Here is a 20,593-nt window from a genome sequence, read left to right on the forward strand (position 1 = left end):
CAATTCTACTCATTACTGATGTTTCCCCTTTGGTTTCGAGCCTAATTCGCCCGTAAGTGCTGAAATGCCTTGTGTAACTCGACCTAGCAAGTCGAGAAATACGCTCCGTTCTTCGATGTTGAGCAACCCCACCATAGCTTCCAGCCGAGCGAAATGCTCAGGAGCCATTTCACGGAGCTTCTTCGCTCCTTCTTCCGTTAAAACAACTGATTTCTGACGGCCATCGTCTGAGCTTAATCGCCGAGATACTAGCCCATCTCGTTCAAGAATGTCGATAAGACCAGTCACTGTAGCACGTGTAACTCCTAGATGCTCCGCTAATTGCGAAGGCAACTCTTCTCCTTCGTTATCTTCAAGATCTGCCAATAAACGATAACGCCCTGTTGATAAACCGAATCTAGAGAAATGAATCTCCGAGGCGTGTCCAAGCATGGCTCCCGCTGCCATTAGCCTAGACGCAACGAGTATAGCCTGTGCGTCTATGTCTAGGTTATAGCGATCAATCTGACGCTTGGATTGTACAAGCGAGGGAATAGCCTCAATGTCGTTTATTTTTTTATTATTGTTGTTCATATTTGTAGTATGGTCCCTAACTACTTTTGTGTCAACACATTTTTTTATACCTCGTCAACCCCGGAGTTAAACAGTTGGATTTGGTTGTAACTCTATATTTCTCCCAAAGCTTGATCAATCGACCTTCAAGATCTTCAATCCGTAGTGAATATTCTGCTCTTATTTTCAAAAGTAGTAGAAGTTCTGTCCGCATCATTCTACTATTCAAATTTTAACTGAAGCGAATCACAGATTGGCATATAGCCTATCTTTTGATAAATGCTATTAGATGTGGGATTTGCTAAGTCGGTATATAAGACGCATCTAGTAAACCCTTTATCCAATGCAAGTTGGCTTATTTGCGCCACAATTGAAGTTGCGTAACCCTTTCCGCGCTCATATGGAGGGGTATATACAAATGCTACGCCAATAGCAGTCTGCATCTCCCTTGTATATCCTGCCATAGAAACGGGTATCCCGTTGTCCTCTAAAATATATAGTTTTTTCGATGCTATTCGGTAGAGGTAAGGGTCTGCATCTTGCGGGATGGACATTTCTGTTTTACCATAACTCCCCGCTGCATAAAATGCTTCAGCCCAGTAAGGGAAAAAGTGAATATCCTTTTCATCTAGCAATCGAACGATACCAACCTTTTGAATGTCTGGGTTTACTGCCGTAAGTTCATATATACGTTGGGTCATGATTGTTTTAAAGGTTGTTCCCTTGCGCAAAGTATATTCTTTGGCAAAATACTCTGCCAAGGTTTTTTCGGTCATCACACCTGGAATTTCACGGTCTTTCAGCCCATCTACAAGACAGTTTATAGCTTCTGGGTTAATTATGTTGTCTGTTGCATAAAGCGTAATATTGTGTGGCGGTGTCATTATGGCGGTAAGTTGTATGCCCCTAGCATCTGAAATAGTTACCATAAGCCAATTTACAGGGTCACGCCAGTCTGTTTTGTCTTTTCCTTCATGTCCAATTATGATATTGCCAAGAGGAATCAAATTTTGTGCTTCATGACGCATCAGCATATCATAGGTATCATTGTAAAACTCATACACATCCGTATACAACTTGAATTGCATTGCAATATCCCCCTTTCATCTGCTCAACGTTTTACCGGATTTTTCGAACCAATTGTTCTTCTTACGGTTTGTTCATTTTTCGCCTGCCAATTTAATAATTAATTTATGAAGACGCAAAAAACCCCATCCCATTAGGGACGGAGTTGCTCCGCGTTACCACCCTGATTGACGTTTATAATAAACGCCCTCTTTGCCATCGTCCAACAACGATGCTTCTTTGTAACGGTAGAATCCCGGTCCCATCTACTATAATTCGGGGGACTGCTCTGAGGTGATTTTTGGATTCGGATATCCGCTGCCTCGCACCAACCGGCAGTTCTCTGAACGGCTTTTCCAGATCTACTTGTCCTCTTCATCGCATTTGGTAATTATTAATTAAGTTTAATATAAGACAATAGGAATTTTCTGTCAATAATTCAAACAACAATAAAGACCTTTAAACTTATATTGCTTCTAAAGCAGATAATCCAACTAATCATGCGACTATATGATTGTGGAGACTACACTCCAGTCTGCTTATTTTCTTCATCAGCACATAGCACCAACCTTTTACTTACCTGCTTAATCTGTTTCGATTAGCTTGGAGGTCAACTTCACTACTGGCCTGATATACTTCAAAAACCGCTCCGGATCGTGATAAACGTAAATGATTCTCCCAGCGGAAGTATCAAAGCAGTAACCAGTGTCTGCAAAACTAAAAGTTGCCATTGCCCTTTCCATCTTTTCCTCTACACTACGATTTTCCTGCTCATAATTGAATGGCCCATGTTCAAAAACAATATACTCGGCTTCGAGAACATCAATCATAAGCATTTGTGGAGGTACTTCACCTTTATAATCAAAAGGAAGACGTACACCAAAACACTCTGTACGTGGAATACCCCAATCGCAGAGTCTGCCATCCGGGTCATTAATGTAAGCCATAATCTGACCGCTGCCACCGTTAGATTCACTCCCGCCATCGTCATCCAATTTGCCCTTGATACTATCGAGTAAGCCGCAAATTGTTTCGCAGTCCTGTCCTGTAATAAGACTTTGCTTTTGCCAAAAATCCCAATACCCATTACTCTCATAGTTTTTAATGTGCAAAAATTTGTGAGTGGGAATGGTTACAAAATAAATGTTAAGATCATCTGTAGATTTCATCATACCAATCTCTCCAAATCCGAAAAAGTAGCGGTCGAAAGCGTTTATTTTTGTACGAAGGGCGACAGGCATAGGCTTTTTCCGGTATTCACTTGGAGTTACACCATATGTTCCCTTGAAAGCCCTGGTAAAAGCTTCATGTGATGAAAAACCATAATCAAAAGCAATATCCAAAATGCTCTTTTCACTATCCCGAACCTCTTTTAGTGCAAAGGCTAATTTTCTATGCCGTAGATAATCCCTAAATTGCATTCCCGATATTTCCTTAAATTTTCTCGTAGTATGAAATTCGGAATAACCTAACTTGTGAGAAAGAAATCGTAGCGTTATTGCTTCACTGTTACGATTCTTAATACACTCGTCAATTTCATTAACGATTATTTGGATTTGCTTGTGCCACTCGTACAATTGGTCTGTTCACCTCGTTTCAACCACTCTATAGTCATTGTAGAGTAATGGAATTTGCATTGCTTGATTCTACTTGCGGAAAAGAGATGACAATTCAAACGTTTTGGTCCTACTATTTCGGAATCTCATCATGAAACGGTACCACTATTTCGTTTGTATCGTTAAGGAATACATATTGAATCTCAGATTTCCCCTTTGCATTTAGTGGTCGGTGTATAACCCTATCGTTCTGTCAAAGTTATTTCCGCAAGCAGCTTAAGCGTGTCATGCATTCGCAGGATGGACAAGAAGCATGGAGTATCGGGAGGCATTAAACAAAAGGGCTCGGACCCGTTGAGACATGGGAGTGAAAATGACATGCCCCTACAGTTGTTCCAAGCCACCGCCTCCTCAATTTCCTTCTTATCTCACATTTAGCTAAAGGGTAAAATCCTACGAATTCATGAGCCTGCATGAGTAAACTAAATCATTTCGGAGGAGTTCAATGCCCATCTCATTCCGGGTAATGGTGATGATTAGGCCCTGTTAGAGTCTGGCGAACGTGATGTAATCGACTTGGACAGGTTCTGCCAATTCCATCCGAAGTGCCCGGTTGATCTGTCCCCGGTGATATTGCCCATGTAAAATGACCTGCGACAAGATATCCCGGACGGACGTTTGGAACGGGACTCCGTTCTGGTTCGCATAATCGACCCTCACGTCCAAATCAGATTCCTCGAGCCCTTCGATATACACACGATATTTCTCGGCGTTTTCTTCGAACTCCGTTCGGATCGCCGTCAGGTCCTCTGCTTCCTCCCACAACGAATATTGCGCACTACCCTTGCCCTGCAATCGGGACAGCCAGACTCGTTCCGCAACCGCGACATGCCGAACCAGCTTCAGAAGGTTCTTGTTCTTCATCTCACTCTCCTCGAGCGCTTCTAAGATTTGTGCGTCCGCCCAGTACAGGTGGTCCATCATACACTTGATCGTCTTCATTTTCGTTTCCCCCTCTTCGTCTCATTGGATTAATTGAACCTACCGTTTCCCGTAATTGGTCATTTATTTCACAAATCATCATAATCTTCATCAGTCAAAGGTTCTATTTTTTATCGCGCACAATGGAATCAGGAGACGTGTGTCGTCTTTTGGTTAGAATCAGAAAATATAAAAGATGAGACCTTTGCCCTCGGCTACAGTTTGGCTGTAGAAACGCCGGATTTCGTTAAAATGCTGTAGCAGGTAGGCAAAGAACGCATCCTTATCCTCGTCTGAAACAATATCAGGTTCAAGAGGATATACTTCTTCCTTAACCATGGCCGGGAAATCATACCGCAAGCGGAGCTGCGCTTCATCCAGCTCAGAAATAACCTGATGCGCTTCTGCAACTTGCTTGGCACGTAAGGAAAACGCCCCGAATGAGCCAAAATCGATGCCTTTGTCTGATGTCAGCGGAACAACATAACTAAGAGGGGCATCTCCATCGGAAATAACTCCACAAAGCAAGTAGTGAATCGCCTCCCAGGATCTATCAATGTCCAGTCCGGGATAATCGTCTATTTTCAAGCTATTCAATGCAATGTCGCCTGTAACAATTTGCTGCACTAGGTTGTCATCCATAGCAAAGTAATATCCGCGCATTCCCATGTTGTCACCCTTCCTTCCATTCTAGTAGTGACTATACTGCCCTATCATAATGTAACCTCTGGATTTATCCCGCAGGATAGAAAAAGAGTGAAGATCAGCCCCCTACGTAATCATAATATCTTGTGCGCACAAGTTACTACATCCCGTTTAAGATAGGTATGTCCTACACTCTTTAACTAATGAATTTTATGTGTAAAATATATAGTCTCCCACAGCTGTCACCGAAACCATATCCCATATACGGCGAGTCCGACTAATAGTCTTGACTACGGACCCAGCTGACGCTATTGGCGAATTTATAGCCCTTGGAGCAAGTTTGCGGACTCCAGCGCTGCTATTCTCTCGCAAGCGGTGCATATATAGCCCTTTTCATGCAAATAACGACTATGCGGTCCGATAGCAGTCCAAAAAGGACGTATTCCCGCGTTTAGGGTCATCTGTGTCCGCTAGCGGCTTCGTACATGCAAATGTGATGTAATCACCCATGATCCATACAAACTTCCAGTTAGACTATGACTCCACTGTTAATTGACCCGTATCCATATTATTAAGCACAAGTTTCCCTTCCAGCGGGGTGCCGTCTTCGCTCGCAAGCTTCAGCTTACCCGTACGGCCCTTTTCAATCAATGCCTTTACTTGTGTATCTGTAAGGGTACGCCCGTGGTTCTCTTTCCAGATCACGAACTTGCAGCCTTCTTTGTAATGAGAGCAGCCGTAGCCTTTTTTACCCATAAAAATCATCCCGCCACAGCCAGGACGCGGGCAGTTTCCGATAATTTTCGGACCTGAATTTGCTGATTCTTCTTCGTTAGCTGGTTTACGTTTTCTTGGCGCGGCAGGTTTATCGCTACTTTTACGAGATGTACCTCCACCACTCCGACCTTTAGCCCCTGTATTCACAGAAGGAGTTTCCCCTTCAAAAGAAGTTTTGGACGCCCGAGACTGCACACGAACCTTGTCCACGATCATACAGGCAAATCTTTTTACATTCTCCATAAATTGTCCGTCCGACGCCGTACCTCTGGATATCTCGTTCAAGCGACGTTCCCACTGGCCGGTCATTTCAGGTGAAGTCAACAGCTCGATGCCCGCTCCACGTATCAGTTCAATAGCCGTTCGTCCTTTTTGCGTGATGGCGATTTTTTTGCCTTGCATTTCAATGTATCCGACATTCTTAAGCCGTTCAATGGTTGCTGCTCGTGTGGCTGGAGTACCCAGCCCTGAATCCTTCATAGCATCCCGAAGCTCTTCGTCCTCAATCTGCTTTCCGGCACTTTCCATCGCTCTAAGCAGCGTGCCTTCCGTATAGTGTTTTGGCGGCTGTGTATCTTTCTCTTTAACGATAGCGTCACTACAGATCACCTCATCGACCGGAGCGATTGCGAATGGTTCATTCACTTCAATCTCTTCGTCTTCCTCATCATCCTTGTTTTTTCCTTTGGACGACTTCGTTTTATCTTTCTTCTGGTCCGCGTAAATTACCTTCCAACCGAGACTTAATAATTCCTTAACAGTAGTTTTGAACTTTTCGTCCTCTACATCAGTCATAACCGTATGCACTTTATATTCCGAAGCCGGATAGAACTGTGACAAAAAGCGCCGCACAATCAAATCATACAGCTTTCCCTCATCCGCACTAAGCCCTGTTGCTTTCCGATATGTAGGCAAAATCGCATGGTGATCCTCTACCTTGGAGGGATTGCAGATAAATTTGTTTCCTTTATGAACGAGATTACGATTCGCGCCCTTCACCCATTCATCATAAGCCGTCCCTTGGAGCGCAGATAAAGTCTTATGCATCTCCGGAATATTTTGTTCTGTAACATAGTTAGAATTCGTCCGCGGATAGGATATCACCTTATGCTTTTCATATAATGCTTGTGCGATATCGAGTGTTTTTTTAGCGGAAAAAGCGTACTTCCCGTTCGCCTCCCGCTGCAGCAGCGTTAAATCATACAGTTTATTCGGATACTCTTTCGTTTCCTTAACCTCATAAGAGTCAATACGTCCCGGTTTTCCTTTGACCTTGGCAGCCAGCGCCTCCGCCTTCTCACCATCAGTGAGCCGGTCACCCTGCCACATACCTTTATAAGTCATTTCATTTTGTGTAAAATGGCCCTCTACCTCAAAAAACTTAAGGGATGAGAACGCCTCAATCGTCTTCTGGCGATCATAAATAAGTGCAAGTACTGGGGTCTGAACTCTCCCCACCGACAGCAGCACATTATGTTTCGTAGTAAATGCACGTGATCCGTTCATACCGATTAACCAATCGGCTTCACTGCGCGCTTTTGCTGCTTTGGTTAGATTCTCGTACTCCGCCCCATCCTTTAGCTCTTGAAAGCCTTTGCGGATTGTCTCTGGTGTCAAATCGGAAATCCACAGCCGCTTCACAGGATGTTCAAGCTTCAAATGCCGCTGAATGAGCGAAAATATATGCTGGCCTTCTCGCCCGGCATCACAAGAATTTACTAGCAGATCGCTTCGTTTAGCCAGCTCTCCGATTACCTTCAGCTGATCAATGGTCCGCGCATTAGGAACTAGCTTGAATGGGTCCGGAATAATGGGAAGATCATTAATATTCCATTTTTTGTATTTCACATCATATGCATCCGGCTCAGCCAATCCGATTAGATGCCCTATTGCCCATGTAATAATGTACTGCTCCCCTTCAAGATAGGAACGGTAATTTTTAGCCTTTGGTTCTATTGCGGCGGCGATATTCCGCCCCATGTCCGGTTTCTCCGCAATAATAAGTGTCTTCAAAAACATTCGCTCCTTACCTTCTCGTTCTTAAGTCCAAAATAGGTCCAGTACTCTATTATAACATTAACCTCGGTTTTTTTTAATCGACCGGACTTTTCATAATCTTTCGTTTGATTTAAAATAAGTTGGTATAAGCGTATTCATATATCGGAGGGAAACAAACCTTGTATGAGAATCACAGATTTACAGAACCTTTTTCTGATCGAAACCTCTCTGCCCTAAAGGCGGATTGTGAGCAGTGCTTTGGCTTGTGTTGTGCCGCATTGCCTTTTGCTGCTTCCATAGATTTCGCTAGAGACAAAGACGCTGGACAGCCATGTCACAATCTACAGTCGGACTTTCGCTGTGGTGTACATACAGAGCTAAGAGAATTAGGCTACCGTGGTTGTACGGTCTATGACTGTTTTGGAGCTGGGCAAAAGATTTCTCAAGTCACTTATGCTGGAGAAGACTGGAGGAAAAAGCCGAAAACTGCGAAGCAAATGTTCGAGGTATTTCCGATCATGTGGCATTTGCACGAGCTGCTTTGGTATTTACATGAATCTTTAAACTTAGAAATAACCCGTACAATCCATAAGGAGCTGCAAACAGCTCTCGATGAAACGGAACAGCTCACTTTACTTAATCCTGAAGCACTTGTAAAAGTGGATGTTGCCGCTCATCGAGCAAAAATCAATATGTTACTGTTGCAGGTCAGTGAGCTTGTACGAACTGAGGCTCGCCGTAAACTAAAGAAATCAGCGAAGAATTTCAGTCGAGGTGCCGACCTTATGGGAGCTAAGCTCAAAGGAGCCGATCTTAGAGGCGCCAATTTGAGAGGAGCCTATTTAATAGCCGCAGACCTTAGGGACGCTGATCTCAGAGGTGCCGACCTTATTGGGGCAGACTTTCGCGATACTGACCTCAGAGGTGCTAATTTAGCAGAAGCTCTCTTTCTCACTCAGGCACAGATCAATGCGGCAAAAGGAAATACTCTCACAAAATTACCAGCAACACTCTCCTGCCCTGATCATTGGCATTCCCATTAAATGAAAAAAGATCATTTATATCAGCTGTGAATAGAATTGTTTGATCCGAGACACAGCTTCCATAATTTCTAAGACTTCTTTCCCCGCTGTGTTTCGGTTCAGATACTCTACTCTTCCCTGTGATGCTTCCTTGCCCACAACTATTGATAGAGGTATCCCGATCAAGCTTGAATCTTTAAATTTCACACCAGCGCGTTCATCCCTATCATCAATCAGCGTCTCAATGCCAAGCTTGGTTAGTTGATCATAGAGACCTTCGGCAACCGTCCGCTGCTCACTATCCTTGACGGACATTATCAAGATATGAACCTGATAAGGTGCCAATGCTGCTGGCCACATTAATCCATCCTCATCATGATGCTGTTCAGCAATAGCGGATAAAAGCCGTGAGATACCAATTCCGTAACAGCCCATAATCATAGGTTGACTTTTGCCTGAAGAATCTAAGTAAGAAGCGCCTAGCTTTTCACTGTATTTAGTACCTAATTTGAAGACATGACCCACTTCAATCCCTTGATGAAAATGCAAAATACCCTCCAAACAATGCGGACAAACTTCACCTTCTGCTACATTCCGAAAATCCCCCACATGCCCAAGCGAAAAATCTCTGCCGGGTACTACATTACGGAAGTGATAATCTTTTTCTCCCGCCCCTGTAATCCCTTGAGTCATATCAGCTACTGCCGCATCTGCTAGGACAGTAAGCGTTAAGCCTACAGGTCCTACAAATCCACTTTCAACGCCCGCTAAGGATTTCACAGACTCGTAGTCAGCAAGCTTAATCTCATTCGTTCCTAAATATTTACTTACCTTTATTTCATTGACTTCATGATCACCCCGGACCAGTACAGCAAAAATCTGTCCGTCACCTTCATAGATTAATGTTTTGATAATCTGGTCTGGCCGGATATCTAGCTCCTGCTCTAGTTGCTCAATTGTGCGCAAATCAGGAGTGAGGAATTTCTCTATCTCCGGTACTTGTATGACAACTTCATTTTTTACAGGCCGCACGGACTCTGCCTGTTCCAGATTGGCCGCATAATCACAAACGGTGCATGCAGCAATCGTATCCTCCCCAATATCAGCCAGCGCCATAAATTCATGACTGCCGCCCTCGCCTCCAATCGCACCGGAATCCGCATGGACAGCACGGAATTTCAATCCACATCGCTCAAATATCCGGTGATAAGCCTCGAACATTGGGATATATGATTTATCTAGACCTTCCAGGTTTGTGTCAAAAGAGTAAGCATCCTTCATCAAAAACTCTCTGCCTCTCAGCAGTCCAAAACGTGGTCGGCGTTCATCTCGGAACTTGGTCTGAATCTGATATACGGTAATAGGAAGCTTTCGATAGGAGCTGATCTCATTCCGTACGAGTGTGGTTACTACTTCCTCATGTGTAGGACCTAGTATGAATTCCCGCTCATGACGATCCCGCAGCGTCATCAGCTCCTTACCGTATACCTCATACCGGCCTGATTCTTTCCAGAGCTCCGCAGGCTGCATAGATGGCATCAATACCTCCTGAGCTCCAGAGACATCCATCTCATGCCGCACAATCGCTTCTATTTTCCGTAAAACACGTCTTCCAAGCGGTAAATAAGTATACACACCCGCTGCTAATTGGCGGATATATCCCGCACGCAGCAGTAGCTGATGACTGCTTGTCTCCGCCTCTGAAGGTGCCTCACGCAGAGTTGTTAATAAAAGATTACTTTGACGCATATTTGTACCCTCCCTAAAAAATGAACGCTCTAAACGCAAAAAGACACATTCGTCAGGGACGAATGTGTCGTGATACCACCCTTATTTAACCGCCAGCCCGTACATAGTCTACACTTGATTTGGCGATCCTCGATCGAATAACGGCCGATTCCGGCAGCGGTTATACGCTGCAGCTACCCAGGCAGGATACCATCCACACGTATTTGAGGAACCTTTCAGCCGGTGAGTTCCCTCTCTGTTCTAACGCTACTAGGATCGTAAGTCCTTGGTCAATGCTTTTGTCATTTAAATATTGTATTAAATCTATATGAAAATAATATTTCCGTCAAGCGTCGGCTCCAAAAAGAAGCCGCTTCTCCAGCAGGTAAACTGCTTTTGAAACGGCTTCTTGAATTAATGCCTAGACAAGAACGCTTGAGCCCATCAGGTATTTATCCACTTCACGTGCAGCTTCGCGACCTTCATTGATGGCCCAGACCACCAAGCTTTGACCACGACGCATATCGCCAGCAGCAAACACTTTATCCACGTTCGTATTGAATTTGCCGTAACGTGCTTTCACATTGGTACGACGATCAGTCTCCAGGTTAAGCTCCTCAACAATATCTTGCTCCGGTCCATCGAAACCAATAGCGATGAGAGCGAGTTGAGCAGGATATACAGCTTCCGTTCCAGGAACGGGCTGGTAGATTTTACGACCTGTCTCATCCACGATCCGGCGGATCTGCACCGTATGAAGCTCCTTCAAGTTCCCCTCTTCATCCCCAACAAATTTAGTGGTCATGATAGAGAATTCACGCGGATCATCGCCAAAAATAGCTTTCGCTTCTTCTTGCGCATAATCCAAGCTGTACACATTCGGAAATTGTGGCCAAGGATTAGCAATCGGATCCCGTTGCAGAGGCGCTTTTTCATGTGTACCAAATTGAGTGATACTGCCGCAGCCATGACGAAGCGCTGTGGCAACACAGTCAGATCCTGTATCCCCGCCACCCAAGACGATTACATCTTTACCTTCAGCGGATACATAGTTACCATCCTCCAGATTGGAATTCAAGTAACTCTTGATCGTGCCATTTAAATAATCCATGGCATACATAACGCCCTTAAGCTCACTGCCTTCAATGTTGAAACGGCGTGCCTTAGTTGCTCCACCACACAGAACGACCGCATCATACTTATCAACAAGCTGCTGAGCCGGAATGTCTTTACCAATCTCAGTGTTCACTACGAAGTTAATCCCTTCAGCAGCCAGCAAATCTACACGACGTTGTACAACTTTTTTATCAAGCTTCATAGTAGGTATTCCATATGTCAGCAGTCCGCCAATGCGGTCACTGCGCTCAAATACAGTTACAGAATGTCCAGCCTTGTTAAGCTGTGCTGCTGCGGCAAGTCCAGCAGGTCCAGAGCCTACGATTGCAATTTTTTTGCCAGTCCGTTTCTCCGGAGGATTAGGTACAACCCAGCCCTCTTCAAAACCCTTATCAACGATCGCAAGTTCAATTGTTTTGATGGTTACCGGCTGTCCGATCAGACCCACTGTGCAAGAGCCTTCACAGGGTGCGGGACAAATACTGCCTGTGAATTCAGGAAAGTTGTTTGTCTTATGCAGACGTTCCAGTGCTTCTTTCCAGAGTCCGCGATACACCAAGTTATTCCACTCCGGAATTAAATTGTGTACTGGACAACCTGAGGTCCCGCCAGCCATATCAATACCTGTATGGCAATAGGGGGTTCCGCAATCCATACAACGTGCGCCCTGTGTCCGAAGCTCGTCCTCGGATAAATGATGGTGGAATTCTTCCCAGTCCTTTACCCGCTGCTCAGGATCCCGATCACCTGGGAGCTGCCGTTTATACTCCATAAAACCTGTAGGTGTAGACATGTTTACGTTTCCCCCATCCGTTCTCTTCGTGTTGAAGTATAGTACATTGTAGTATATTGCGGCTTCGTATGGTTGTCAGCAACGCAATGAAGTACCTGCACATTCTATTCTATACCTATACATAATCATTTCTAATTTTAATTATAGTAACATTCATCACTTTTGCACAGTAATGGATAAATCTACTGATTATTTGTACTATTTCACATGTTATGTCAGAGAAAACGTTTTATTGCTATTCCGTACGTTCATAAACAAGGAAACGGTAATCATACGGATTCTTCTCATCACGAATTCCCTTGATATTGGAGACCTCTTTCCACATCCTCCAGTCAATCTCAGGAAACCGGGTATCTCCTTCAAAATCCTGTTCGATCTGCGTCAACATCAACTTGTCAGCATACGGCAACATCAACCGGTAAATTTCCGCACCACCGATTACCATCAGCTCATCTTCTTTTCTACCCTCGTTGAGAGCCTCTTCAAGCGTGTGTAGAACCTCTGCACCTTCAGCTGAATAATCAGTATCCCTAGTTAGAATTAGGCTCGTTCTGCCCTTCAAGGGCTTGCCTCCGAGCGAATCCCATGTTTTGCGGCCCATTAGCATTCTTTTGCCTAATGTTTCTGCTTTGAAATAAGCAAAATCCAGCGGCAAATGCCAAGGCATATCGTTATCTTTTCCTATGACATGATTGGCACCCATTGCCCATATTAAGCTAATACTCATGAAGTTCTCTCCTTCCTCCATACTAAAGTAAAAAACTATACTGCCAGAAATAATATTTGCGAATCTTCATTTACAATTACGTTATACTGCGATCGGCGCTTTTATCGAAGGATGCGGATTGTACCCCTCAATGACCAGATCTTCCAGTTCAATATCAAAAATTGATTTCTTCTGTGAATTAATAACCAGTGTAGGCAATGCTCTTAATTCTCTTGATAATTGCTCTTTCACTTGCTCAACATGGTTTGAATAGATATGCGCATCACTAATGCTGTATACAAACTCGCCTACTTCTAGCCCACATTCGTATGCGATTAAATGCGTAAGCAAAGAGTAAGATGGAATATTGAAGTTTGCCCCGAGAAAAGAGTCCGCACTGCGTTGCAGCAAGTGACAGCTTAGTTTACCATTTGCAACGTAGAACTGGAACATAACGTGGCAGGGCGGTAACGCTGCTTTGCTTCCTTTCGTCCCAGCATTTATAACATCTTCCGGGTTCCATGCGCTGACAATTAAACGCCGAGAATCAGGATTTGTTTTGATCTGATGAATAACATCTTGTAATTGGTCAATTGATTCGCCAGTAGAAGATGTCCAATTCCGCCATTGCTTACCGTAAACGTTTCCTAGCTCGCCATATTTGGCAGCAAACTCATCATCTTCTAAGACACGATCACAGAATGCTTTCATCTCTGCTTGATATAATTGATTAAAATCTTCATCAACTAAACAACGATTCCCGAAGTCTGTCATATCCGGGCCAGCATATTCGTCCGATTCAACCCATCTTTTAAAAGCCCATTCATCCCAAATATGATTATTATTTTTCAATAAATAACGAATGTTGGTATCACCTTTAATAAACCACAATAACTCACTTGCAATTAAGCGAAACGGTGTACGTTTTGTTGTAAACAGCGGGAATCCTTTTGATAAATCAAATCGCATCTGATAACCAAATACACTAATTGTACCAGTTCCTGTACGATCTTCTTTTTTCACACCATGATCCAAAATATATTGTAAAAAATTCAAATAGGTTTGTTCTAACTCATTCGTCAAAGTATTGCACCTCCGTAATATTTCACCTCATATATTATATCTGAAAAATCCGATTTTTGTAGAAGGTAAGATAATTTTTAAATATATTTAATAATCGGGTTACCTATTCAATTATAAAGGATTGATTCAGCAATTGTATCTCTACTCCGCTATCCTAAGCTCCACTCTTGCCCCATAAGCCCGAAGGCTTGCTTGTCCACCCACAGGAAAGGTAATCATCGGCGATGTATGTCCAAAGTCCACGTCTGCAATCACAGGAATATCGGATAATTCTTCTTTTGAGCGGATAATTGTGGTCAGCAGCTTCTTTGACATACGCGATTCTTTTTGGAACCTGCCGATCACCAACCCTTTGACCTCTTCAAACTCAGGCTGATGAATTAGGGATTGCAGATCTCGATCAAAGGTTGCAGGTGCTGACTCATAATCATCCTCAATGAACAAGATAGAATTTTTAAAACTTGGCATATACTCTGTTCCCTGCAAAAGATTTAAAGTGCATAAATTGCCACCAATAATCGTTCCTTTCGCTTCCCCATCATTGATAATGAACGAACCTTCATTTTTAATAAATATCCGGTTTTCCTGATCCAGATACCACTCATCATCACTCCAATGCCTGGAAGGCTGCACTAGAATTTCTTTATTCTCCATCATCAGCTTGCGGAAATATTCGATAGTATATTCATTATCGTGGAGCATCGCAAATGTGGAAAAATGCGGTCCGGAGTATGTAACTAATCCTGTTTGAGCATAAATCGCATTACTTAGTGCAGTAATATCCGAATAACCACATAAACGCTTTGGATTCTCTGCAATGATTGAATAATCTATATAACGCAGCAGCTGGTTACTATTGAAGCCCCCAATGGTCGTTAATATTCCTTTCACTTTGGGGTCTAAAAAGGCTTCGTGCAAATCCTCAATTCTCGAATCAATAGAAGAGGAAACAAAATCATCCGTCTCAAAAGAATTTGTTGAAATGGATATCCGAAAACCTAACCGTTCAAGCTGCTCTTTAGCGATTTTTCTTTGCTGAGCATCGATTAATGACAAACTTCTGGAAGGAGAGATAATACGCAGCTCATCTCCAGGCTTTAATTTATCAGCTCTCATCATTGAACCTCCCTATATTTATAAAATACAGATTAAGTAATTGCTCTTCCTCCCAGTATATCTCTTTTCAAAAAAGTGGAAAACACAAAAAAAGGCGGAACGCATTTGCGTCCGCCTTTCTGTTGCCTGCTAGAGCAATTTTTGGAGAAAAATTATTTCATTACATGAATTGGGTGACCTTCAACCAATTCAGCAGCTTCCATGACGATTTCGCCAAGGGTTGGATGCGCATGAATAGTCAAAGCGATATCTTCAAGCGTTGCGCCCATTTCGATTGCCAAACCAAGTTCAGCGATCAAGTTAGAAGCTTCGATACCAACGATTTGAGCTCCCAGTACCAAATTGTTCTCGGAGTTAGCAACAATTTTGATGAAACCTTCTGGGCTGTTCAAAGATACTGCGCGACCATTTCCTGCGAACGGGAATTTGCCGCTTTTCACTTTGTAGCCTTTGTCTTTTGCTTCTTTTTCAGTCAAACCAACGCTTGAACACTCAGGATCTGTAAATACAACAGCTGGGATGACTTTGTAGTCAACAACAGATGTAAGTCCTGCGATTGCTTCAGCAGCGATTTTACCTTCGTAAGAAGCCTTGTGAGCCAAAGCAAGACCTGGAACAACGTCGCCGATAGCGAAGATGGTAGGAATGCTTGTGCGTCCTTGGTGATCAACTTTGATCAATCCGCGCTCGTCGAGCTCAAGACCGATCAGGTCCAGACCAAGTTCACCGTCAGTGTTAGGACGACGACCTACAGTAACAAGCAAGTAATCTGCTGTAACTTCTTTGGACTCGCCACCAACAGAGTATTTCACGGTTACTTCTTTGTCGTTCTGAACAGCACTTTCAGCTTTAGCGTTAGTTACGATTTCGATGCCAGTTTTAGCCATGTTTTTCGCAACAAGACGAGTCATATCTTTATCGAAGCCTGGAAGTACAGTATCCAAACCTTCGATGATTGTTACTTTAGTGCCAAATTTAGAGTACATTTGACCAAGCTCGGCACCGATGTATCCACCACCGATTACGATCATGCTCTTCGGAATTTCTGGAAGTTCCAGAGCTTCAGTCGAAGACAGAATACGTCCGCCGAATGGGAAAGGTTTAAGTTCAATTGGACGGGAACCTGTAGCAATGATGCAGTGTTTGAAGCGGTAACGTGGAGATTCATGATCATTGAACACACGTGCTTCTGTGTCGCTGATAAACATGCACTCGCCGTTAAATACTTCAATTTTGTTGCCCTTCATCAAGCTAGTCACACCGCTAGTCATTTTTTTAACTACGCTGTTCTTGAATTCTTGAGTTTTGGCAAAATCCACTTTAACATTCTCAGCTGTAACGCCGAAAACTTCACCATGCTGTGCGGATTCAAATTGATGCGCAGCAGCGATCAAGGCTTTAGAAGGAATACATCCACGGTTCAAACATACACCGCCGAGTTCCGATTTATCCACGATGAGGACTTTTTGGCCGAGCTGGGCGGCACGAATTGCCGCCACATACCCACCAGGACCTGCACCAATGACCAATGTATCAATATCTAGTGAAGCGTCTCCTACTACCATAATTATACCTCCATAACCAGCAGCTCAGGATTATTGAGCAGCGATTTAATGTAGTTCATAAAGTTTTGAGCAGTCGCACCATCGATAATACGGTGGTCAAAGCTGAGTGACAACGCCATTACTGGAGCAACAACGATTTCACCATTTTTCACAACTGCTTTTTCACTGATACGGCCAGTTCCGAGGATAGCCACTTCAGGGAAGTTGATGATTGGAGTAAAGAACATACCGCCAGCAGAACCGATGTTACTGATGGAGATCGTGCTGCCCTTCATTTCGTTAGCAGACAATTTACCGTCACGGCCACGAACGGCCAAGTCAGTGATGCTGCTAGCAATCATCCAAATGCTCTTACGGTCAGCGTCTTTGATAACTGGAACGATCAAACCGTTTGGTGTATCAGTAGCGATACCGATATTGTAGTATTTCTTGTAGACAATTTCCCCTGCTTCTTCATCAATCATAGCATTGAGTGCTGGGAATTGACGGGAAGCTGCAACAAGTGCCTTAACGATGAATGGAAGGTAAGTAACCTTAACGCCTTTTTTCTCAGCAATAGGTTTCATACGTGTACGGAATGCTACCAGTTCAGTAACATCTACTTCATCCATGATGGTTACGTGTGGAGCAGTGTAAGCCGATTTAACCATTGCGTTGGAGATCGCCTTACGAATACCCTTGAATGGTACACGTTCTTCTTCAAGACTAACGTTACCGCTAGCTGCTGCAGGTGCTGCTTTAGCTTCGGTCTTAGCAGCCTTAGGAGCTTCAGACGACGCTGCTGCTGCAGGAGCTGCTGGTGTAGAACCACCTTTCAAGAAGGCTTCTACGTCTTCACGAGTGATTTTACCACCTTTACCAGTTCCGTTCACTTTGGAAATATCCACTTTTTGCTCACGAGCAAATTTGCGAACGCTTGGTGTAGCCAAAACATCGCGGTCAGGAGCTGGTGTTACACTTGCAGATCCGCCTTCTTTAGCCTCAGCAGGGCTTGTTGCTGCAGGGGAAGAAGTAGTGTTTGCACTTCCTTTTGCTGCATCGGCTTCAGCAGATGCATGACCTTCTTGTTCAGGAACGTCGCCTTCAGCAGCGATAATAGCTACAACTTCGCCTACGCGGCAAACTTGGCCATCTTTAGTCAGAACTTCCAATACAGTACCATTCACTGGACATGGAACCTCAACTACCGCCTTGTCATTTTGAACTTCCATGATGATGTCATCATCCGTTACCTTGTCACCGGCTTTGATATGCATTTTGATGATTTCACCTTCATGCAGACCTTCACCCAGCTCAGGGAAGCGATATTCAAAATTCGATGCTTTGTTAGATGCTGGAGCAGCTGGTGCAGCTGGCGCTTGAGCAGCAGGAGCTTCAGTAGCAGCACCCTCTTGATCAGGCACGTCACCTTCTGCTTCGATAATAGCCACTACTTCACCGACACGGCATACTTGACCGTCTTTTGTCAGAACTTCCAATACAGTACCGTTTACTGGGCAAGGCACCTCAACTACCGCCTTGTCATTTTGAACTTCCATTACGATATCATCATCCGTTACCTTGTCACCGGCTTTGATATGCATTTTGATGATTTCACCTTCATGCAGACCTTCACCTAGTTCAGGAAATCGGTATTCAAACTTTGCCACTTTGAAAACCTCCTCGTGAAATTGGGACTAACCTTATGATTTAAACTTTATAAGATGAAACAACGTTGTCATCCATATGGATGACAACTGTTTCTCGTAAAAATATTTAGAATTCCAAAACTTTCTTCACGCCTGCAATAATACGTGCAGGGTTTGGAAGCCATGTATCTTCTATTTGTGCGAATGGATACACAGTATCAGGACCTGCGATACGAAGCACAGGTGCTTCCAAGTGCAGTAGTGCTTTTTCATTGATTTGTGCGATAACTTCAGCAGCTACACCCGCACTCTTTTGTGCTTCTTGCACCACGATAGCACGGTTAGTCTTCTTCACAGACGCTACAATAGTATCGATGTCGATTGGACTTACAGTACGAAGGTCGATAATTTCAACATTAACGCCTTCTTTTTCGAGTTGCTCGGCTGCTTTGGTAGCTGTATGTACCATCAGCCCGTAAGTAATGATCGAAACGTCAGAACCTTCACGTACTACGTTCGCTTTACCAAGTTCAACTGTATATTCACCTTCTGGCACTTCAGCACGGAATGCATGATAAAGGTTCAAGTGCTCCATGAAGAAGACAGGGTCATTGTCGCGGATAGACGCGATTAGAAGTCCCTTAGCATCATATGGGTTTGAAGGAATTACAACTTTAATCCCTGGGCTTTGTGCGATCAAACCTTCGAGTGAGTCAGTGTGAAGCTCAGCAGCCTTAACTCCGCCACCAAAAGGAGTACGGAATACTACTGGAGCGTTATATTTACCGCCAGAACGCCAGCGCAAACGCGCTGCTTGAACAACGATTTGATCCAGTGCTTCAAAGATAAAACCTACGAATTGAATTTCAGCAATCGGACGGAAGCCTTGTACACCAAGACCAAATGCCAGACCGCCGATAGCGGACTCAGCTAGTGGTGTATCAAAAATACGATCTTCGCCAAATTCCTTTTGCAGACCTTCAGTTACACGGAAAACGCCACCTACATTACCAACATCCTCTCCGAAGATAAGAACGTTAGGGTCACGATTCAGTTCAACGCGCATCGCGTCGCGAATCGCTTCTTTCATATTCATTTGTGCCATTGCCTGATATCCCCCTTATTCAAAATCGGCTTTTTGCTCTTCCAGATGTTTAGGTGTTACTTCGAACATGCTGTCGATCAAGCCAGGTATTGTCATTTTTTCGGTTTGTTCAGCTTTTTTGATCTGCTCGTTAACAGTAGCTTTCGCTTCATCCTTCACGCGCAGAGTATCTTCTTCAGTCCAAAGACCTTTCTTCTCCAAATACTTGGCAAGACGGGCGATTGGATCCTTTTCACTCCATTGTCCTTCTTCTTCTTTCGAACGATATTTACTTGCATCGTCAGAAAGGGAGTGTGGACGGAAACGGTAAGTTACAGCTTCGATCAATGTAGCACCTTCGCCGTTGCGTGCACGTTCTGCAGCATCACGTACAGCACTGATTACTGCAAAGATGTCCATACCGTCAACCTTAATCCCTGGAATACCAGCTGCAACCGCTTTGTGAGCGATCGATTTGGAAGCCGTTTGTTTAGCGAACGGAGTCGTAATCGCATAACCGTTGTTTTGAACAAAGAAGATTACAGGCAGTTTAAAACGACCAGCAAAGTTCAAGCCTTCGTAGAAGTCACCTTCTGAAGAACCGCCATCACCAGTGTAAGTAATTGCAACATTCTTTTGTTTTTTCAATTTGAAGCCCATAGCAATACCAGTAGCGTGCAGGATTTGCGCACCGATGATTATTTGTGGCATCAATACATTAACCCCGTCAGGAATAGCTCCACCATGTTGGTGACCGCGGGAATATAAGAAAGCTTGGTACAATGGAAGTCCGTGCCATACTAGCTGCGGAATATCACGGTAGCCTGGGCATAAGAAGTCTTCTTTCTCCAAAGCGAACTCACTACCAATCATGGTAGCTTCTTGACCGGATACCGGTGCGTAGAAACCAAGGCGACCTTGACGGCCAAGGTTTACTGCACGATCATCCCAAGTACGGGTAAATACCATACGATACATAATTTCTTTCAGTTGATCGTCGGTTAAATCGGGCATCTTATCCTTATTGATAATTTCTCCATCCGGGGAAAGTACCGATAGAGCCTCGACGTCCTCTGTATACACTTCATAAGGAACTTTACTCATTATCTTCACCTCAATAAAAAAATTTGAATATCAGCTGCCTCTGTTATAATATTATTATACACCTGTTTAGTTAC

The 20,593-nt window shown here is 43.9% G+C and carries 16 protein-coding genes and 1 other annotated feature; of the genes, 1 reads left to right on the plus strand and 15 read right to left on the minus strand.

Annotation, left to right across the window (positions count from 1 at the left end):
* Positions 1-12 precede the first annotated feature (12 nt).
* The 6 genes from NST40_RS16810 to NST40_RS16835 form a co-directional block, all read right to left on the minus strand.
* Positions 13-573, minus strand: a complete 561-nt coding sequence (locus tag NST40_RS16810) for a MarR family transcriptional regulator (protein ID WP_076279322.1) — start codon at positions 571-573, stop codon at positions 13-15.
* 200 nt (positions 574-773) lie between these two features.
* Positions 774-1,640: a GNAT family N-acetyltransferase gene (locus tag NST40_RS16815; protein ID WP_342409742.1), complete on the minus strand. Its 867-nt coding sequence runs from the start codon at positions 1,638-1,640 to the stop codon at positions 774-776.
* A 130-nt stretch (positions 1,641-1,770) separates the two neighbouring features.
* Positions 1,771-2,005: a binding site (T-box leader), on the minus strand.
* Positions 2,006-2,201: 196 nt separating this feature from the next.
* A complete protein-coding gene (locus NST40_RS16820) occupies positions 2,202-3,194 on the minus strand; it encodes a helix-turn-helix transcriptional regulator (protein ID WP_342409743.1) in 993 nt (330 codons plus the stop codon).
* A 525-nt stretch (positions 3,195-3,719) separates the two neighbouring features.
* A complete protein-coding gene (locus NST40_RS16825; protein ID WP_076277043.1) occupies positions 3,720-4,175 on the minus strand; it encodes a DinB family protein in 456 nt (151 codons plus the stop codon).
* A gap of 159 nt (positions 4,176-4,334) precedes the next feature.
* Positions 4,335-4,823, minus strand: a complete 489-nt coding sequence (locus tag NST40_RS16830; protein WP_076130031.1) for a YfbM family protein — start codon at positions 4,821-4,823, stop codon at positions 4,335-4,337.
* A 510-nt stretch (positions 4,824-5,333) separates the two neighbouring features.
* A complete protein-coding gene (locus NST40_RS16835) occupies positions 5,334-7,589 on the minus strand; it encodes a DNA topoisomerase 3 (RefSeq protein ID WP_342409744.1) in 2,256 nt (751 codons plus the stop codon).
* A 164-nt stretch (positions 7,590-7,753) separates the two neighbouring features.
* On the opposite strand from NST40_RS16835, the gene NST40_RS16840 reads away from it, so the two are divergent.
* Positions 7,754-8,617, plus strand: coding sequence for a pentapeptide repeat-containing protein (locus NST40_RS16840; protein ID WP_341002938.1), 864 nt, complete (start codon positions 7,754-7,756; stop codon positions 8,615-8,617).
* A 15-nt stretch (positions 8,618-8,632) separates the two neighbouring features.
* Here NST40_RS16840 and NST40_RS16845 read toward each other — a convergent pair whose 3' ends face one another.
* The 9 genes from NST40_RS16845 to pdhA form a co-directional block, all read right to left on the minus strand.
* Entirely contained in the window at positions 8,633-10,345 is a 1,713-nt protein-coding gene (locus NST40_RS16845; RefSeq protein WP_341002939.1) for a proline--tRNA ligase, read from the minus strand.
* A gap of 400 nt (positions 10,346-10,745) precedes the next feature.
* On the minus strand, positions 10,746-12,233 hold the full coding sequence (locus tag NST40_RS16850; RefSeq protein ID WP_342409745.1) for a glutamate synthase subunit beta: 1,488 nt from the start codon (positions 12,231-12,233) through the stop codon (positions 10,746-10,748).
* A gap of 235 nt (positions 12,234-12,468) precedes the next feature.
* Positions 12,469-12,960 (minus strand): dihydrofolate reductase, encoded by a 492-nt coding sequence (locus NST40_RS16855; RefSeq protein ID WP_340976192.1) that lies wholly within the window; start codon positions 12,958-12,960, stop codon positions 12,469-12,471.
* A gap of 81 nt (positions 12,961-13,041) precedes the next feature.
* Positions 13,042-14,022 carry a thymidylate synthase gene (locus NST40_RS16860; protein WP_076184426.1) on the minus strand — a complete coding sequence of 327 codons (981 nt, stop codon included), beginning with the start codon at positions 14,020-14,022 and terminating at the stop codon, positions 13,042-13,044.
* Positions 14,023-14,163: 141 nt separating this feature from the next.
* Positions 14,164-15,138, minus strand: a complete 975-nt coding sequence (locus NST40_RS16865; RefSeq protein ID WP_076277048.1) for a S66 peptidase family protein — start codon at positions 15,136-15,138, stop codon at positions 14,164-14,166.
* A gap of 152 nt (positions 15,139-15,290) precedes the next feature.
* Entirely contained in the window at positions 15,291-16,703 is a 1,413-nt protein-coding gene (gene lpdA, locus NST40_RS16870) for a dihydrolipoyl dehydrogenase (protein ID WP_036687684.1), read from the minus strand.
* A 2-nt stretch (positions 16,704-16,705) separates the two neighbouring features.
* Positions 16,706-18,352: a 2-oxo acid dehydrogenase subunit E2 gene (locus tag NST40_RS16875; RefSeq protein WP_076217978.1), complete on the minus strand. Its 1,647-nt coding sequence runs from the start codon at positions 18,350-18,352 to the stop codon at positions 16,706-16,708.
* A gap of 106 nt (positions 18,353-18,458) precedes the next feature.
* Positions 18,459-19,436 carry an alpha-ketoacid dehydrogenase subunit beta gene (locus tag NST40_RS16880; protein ID WP_038571553.1) on the minus strand — a complete coding sequence of 326 codons (978 nt, stop codon included), beginning with the start codon at positions 19,434-19,436 and terminating at the stop codon, positions 18,459-18,461.
* Positions 19,437-19,451: 15 nt separating this feature from the next.
* Entirely contained in the window at positions 19,452-20,519 is a 1,068-nt protein-coding gene (gene pdhA / locus NST40_RS16885) for a pyruvate dehydrogenase (acetyl-transferring) E1 component subunit alpha (protein WP_038571556.1), read from the minus strand.
* Positions 20,520-20,593: the final 74 nt, after the last annotated feature.

The sequence above is a fragment of the Paenibacillus sp. FSL R10-2778 genome (assembly GCF_038593035.1).
Classification (GTDB): domain Bacteria; phylum Bacillota; class Bacilli; order Paenibacillales; family Paenibacillaceae; genus Paenibacillus_AQ; species Paenibacillus_AQ odorifer.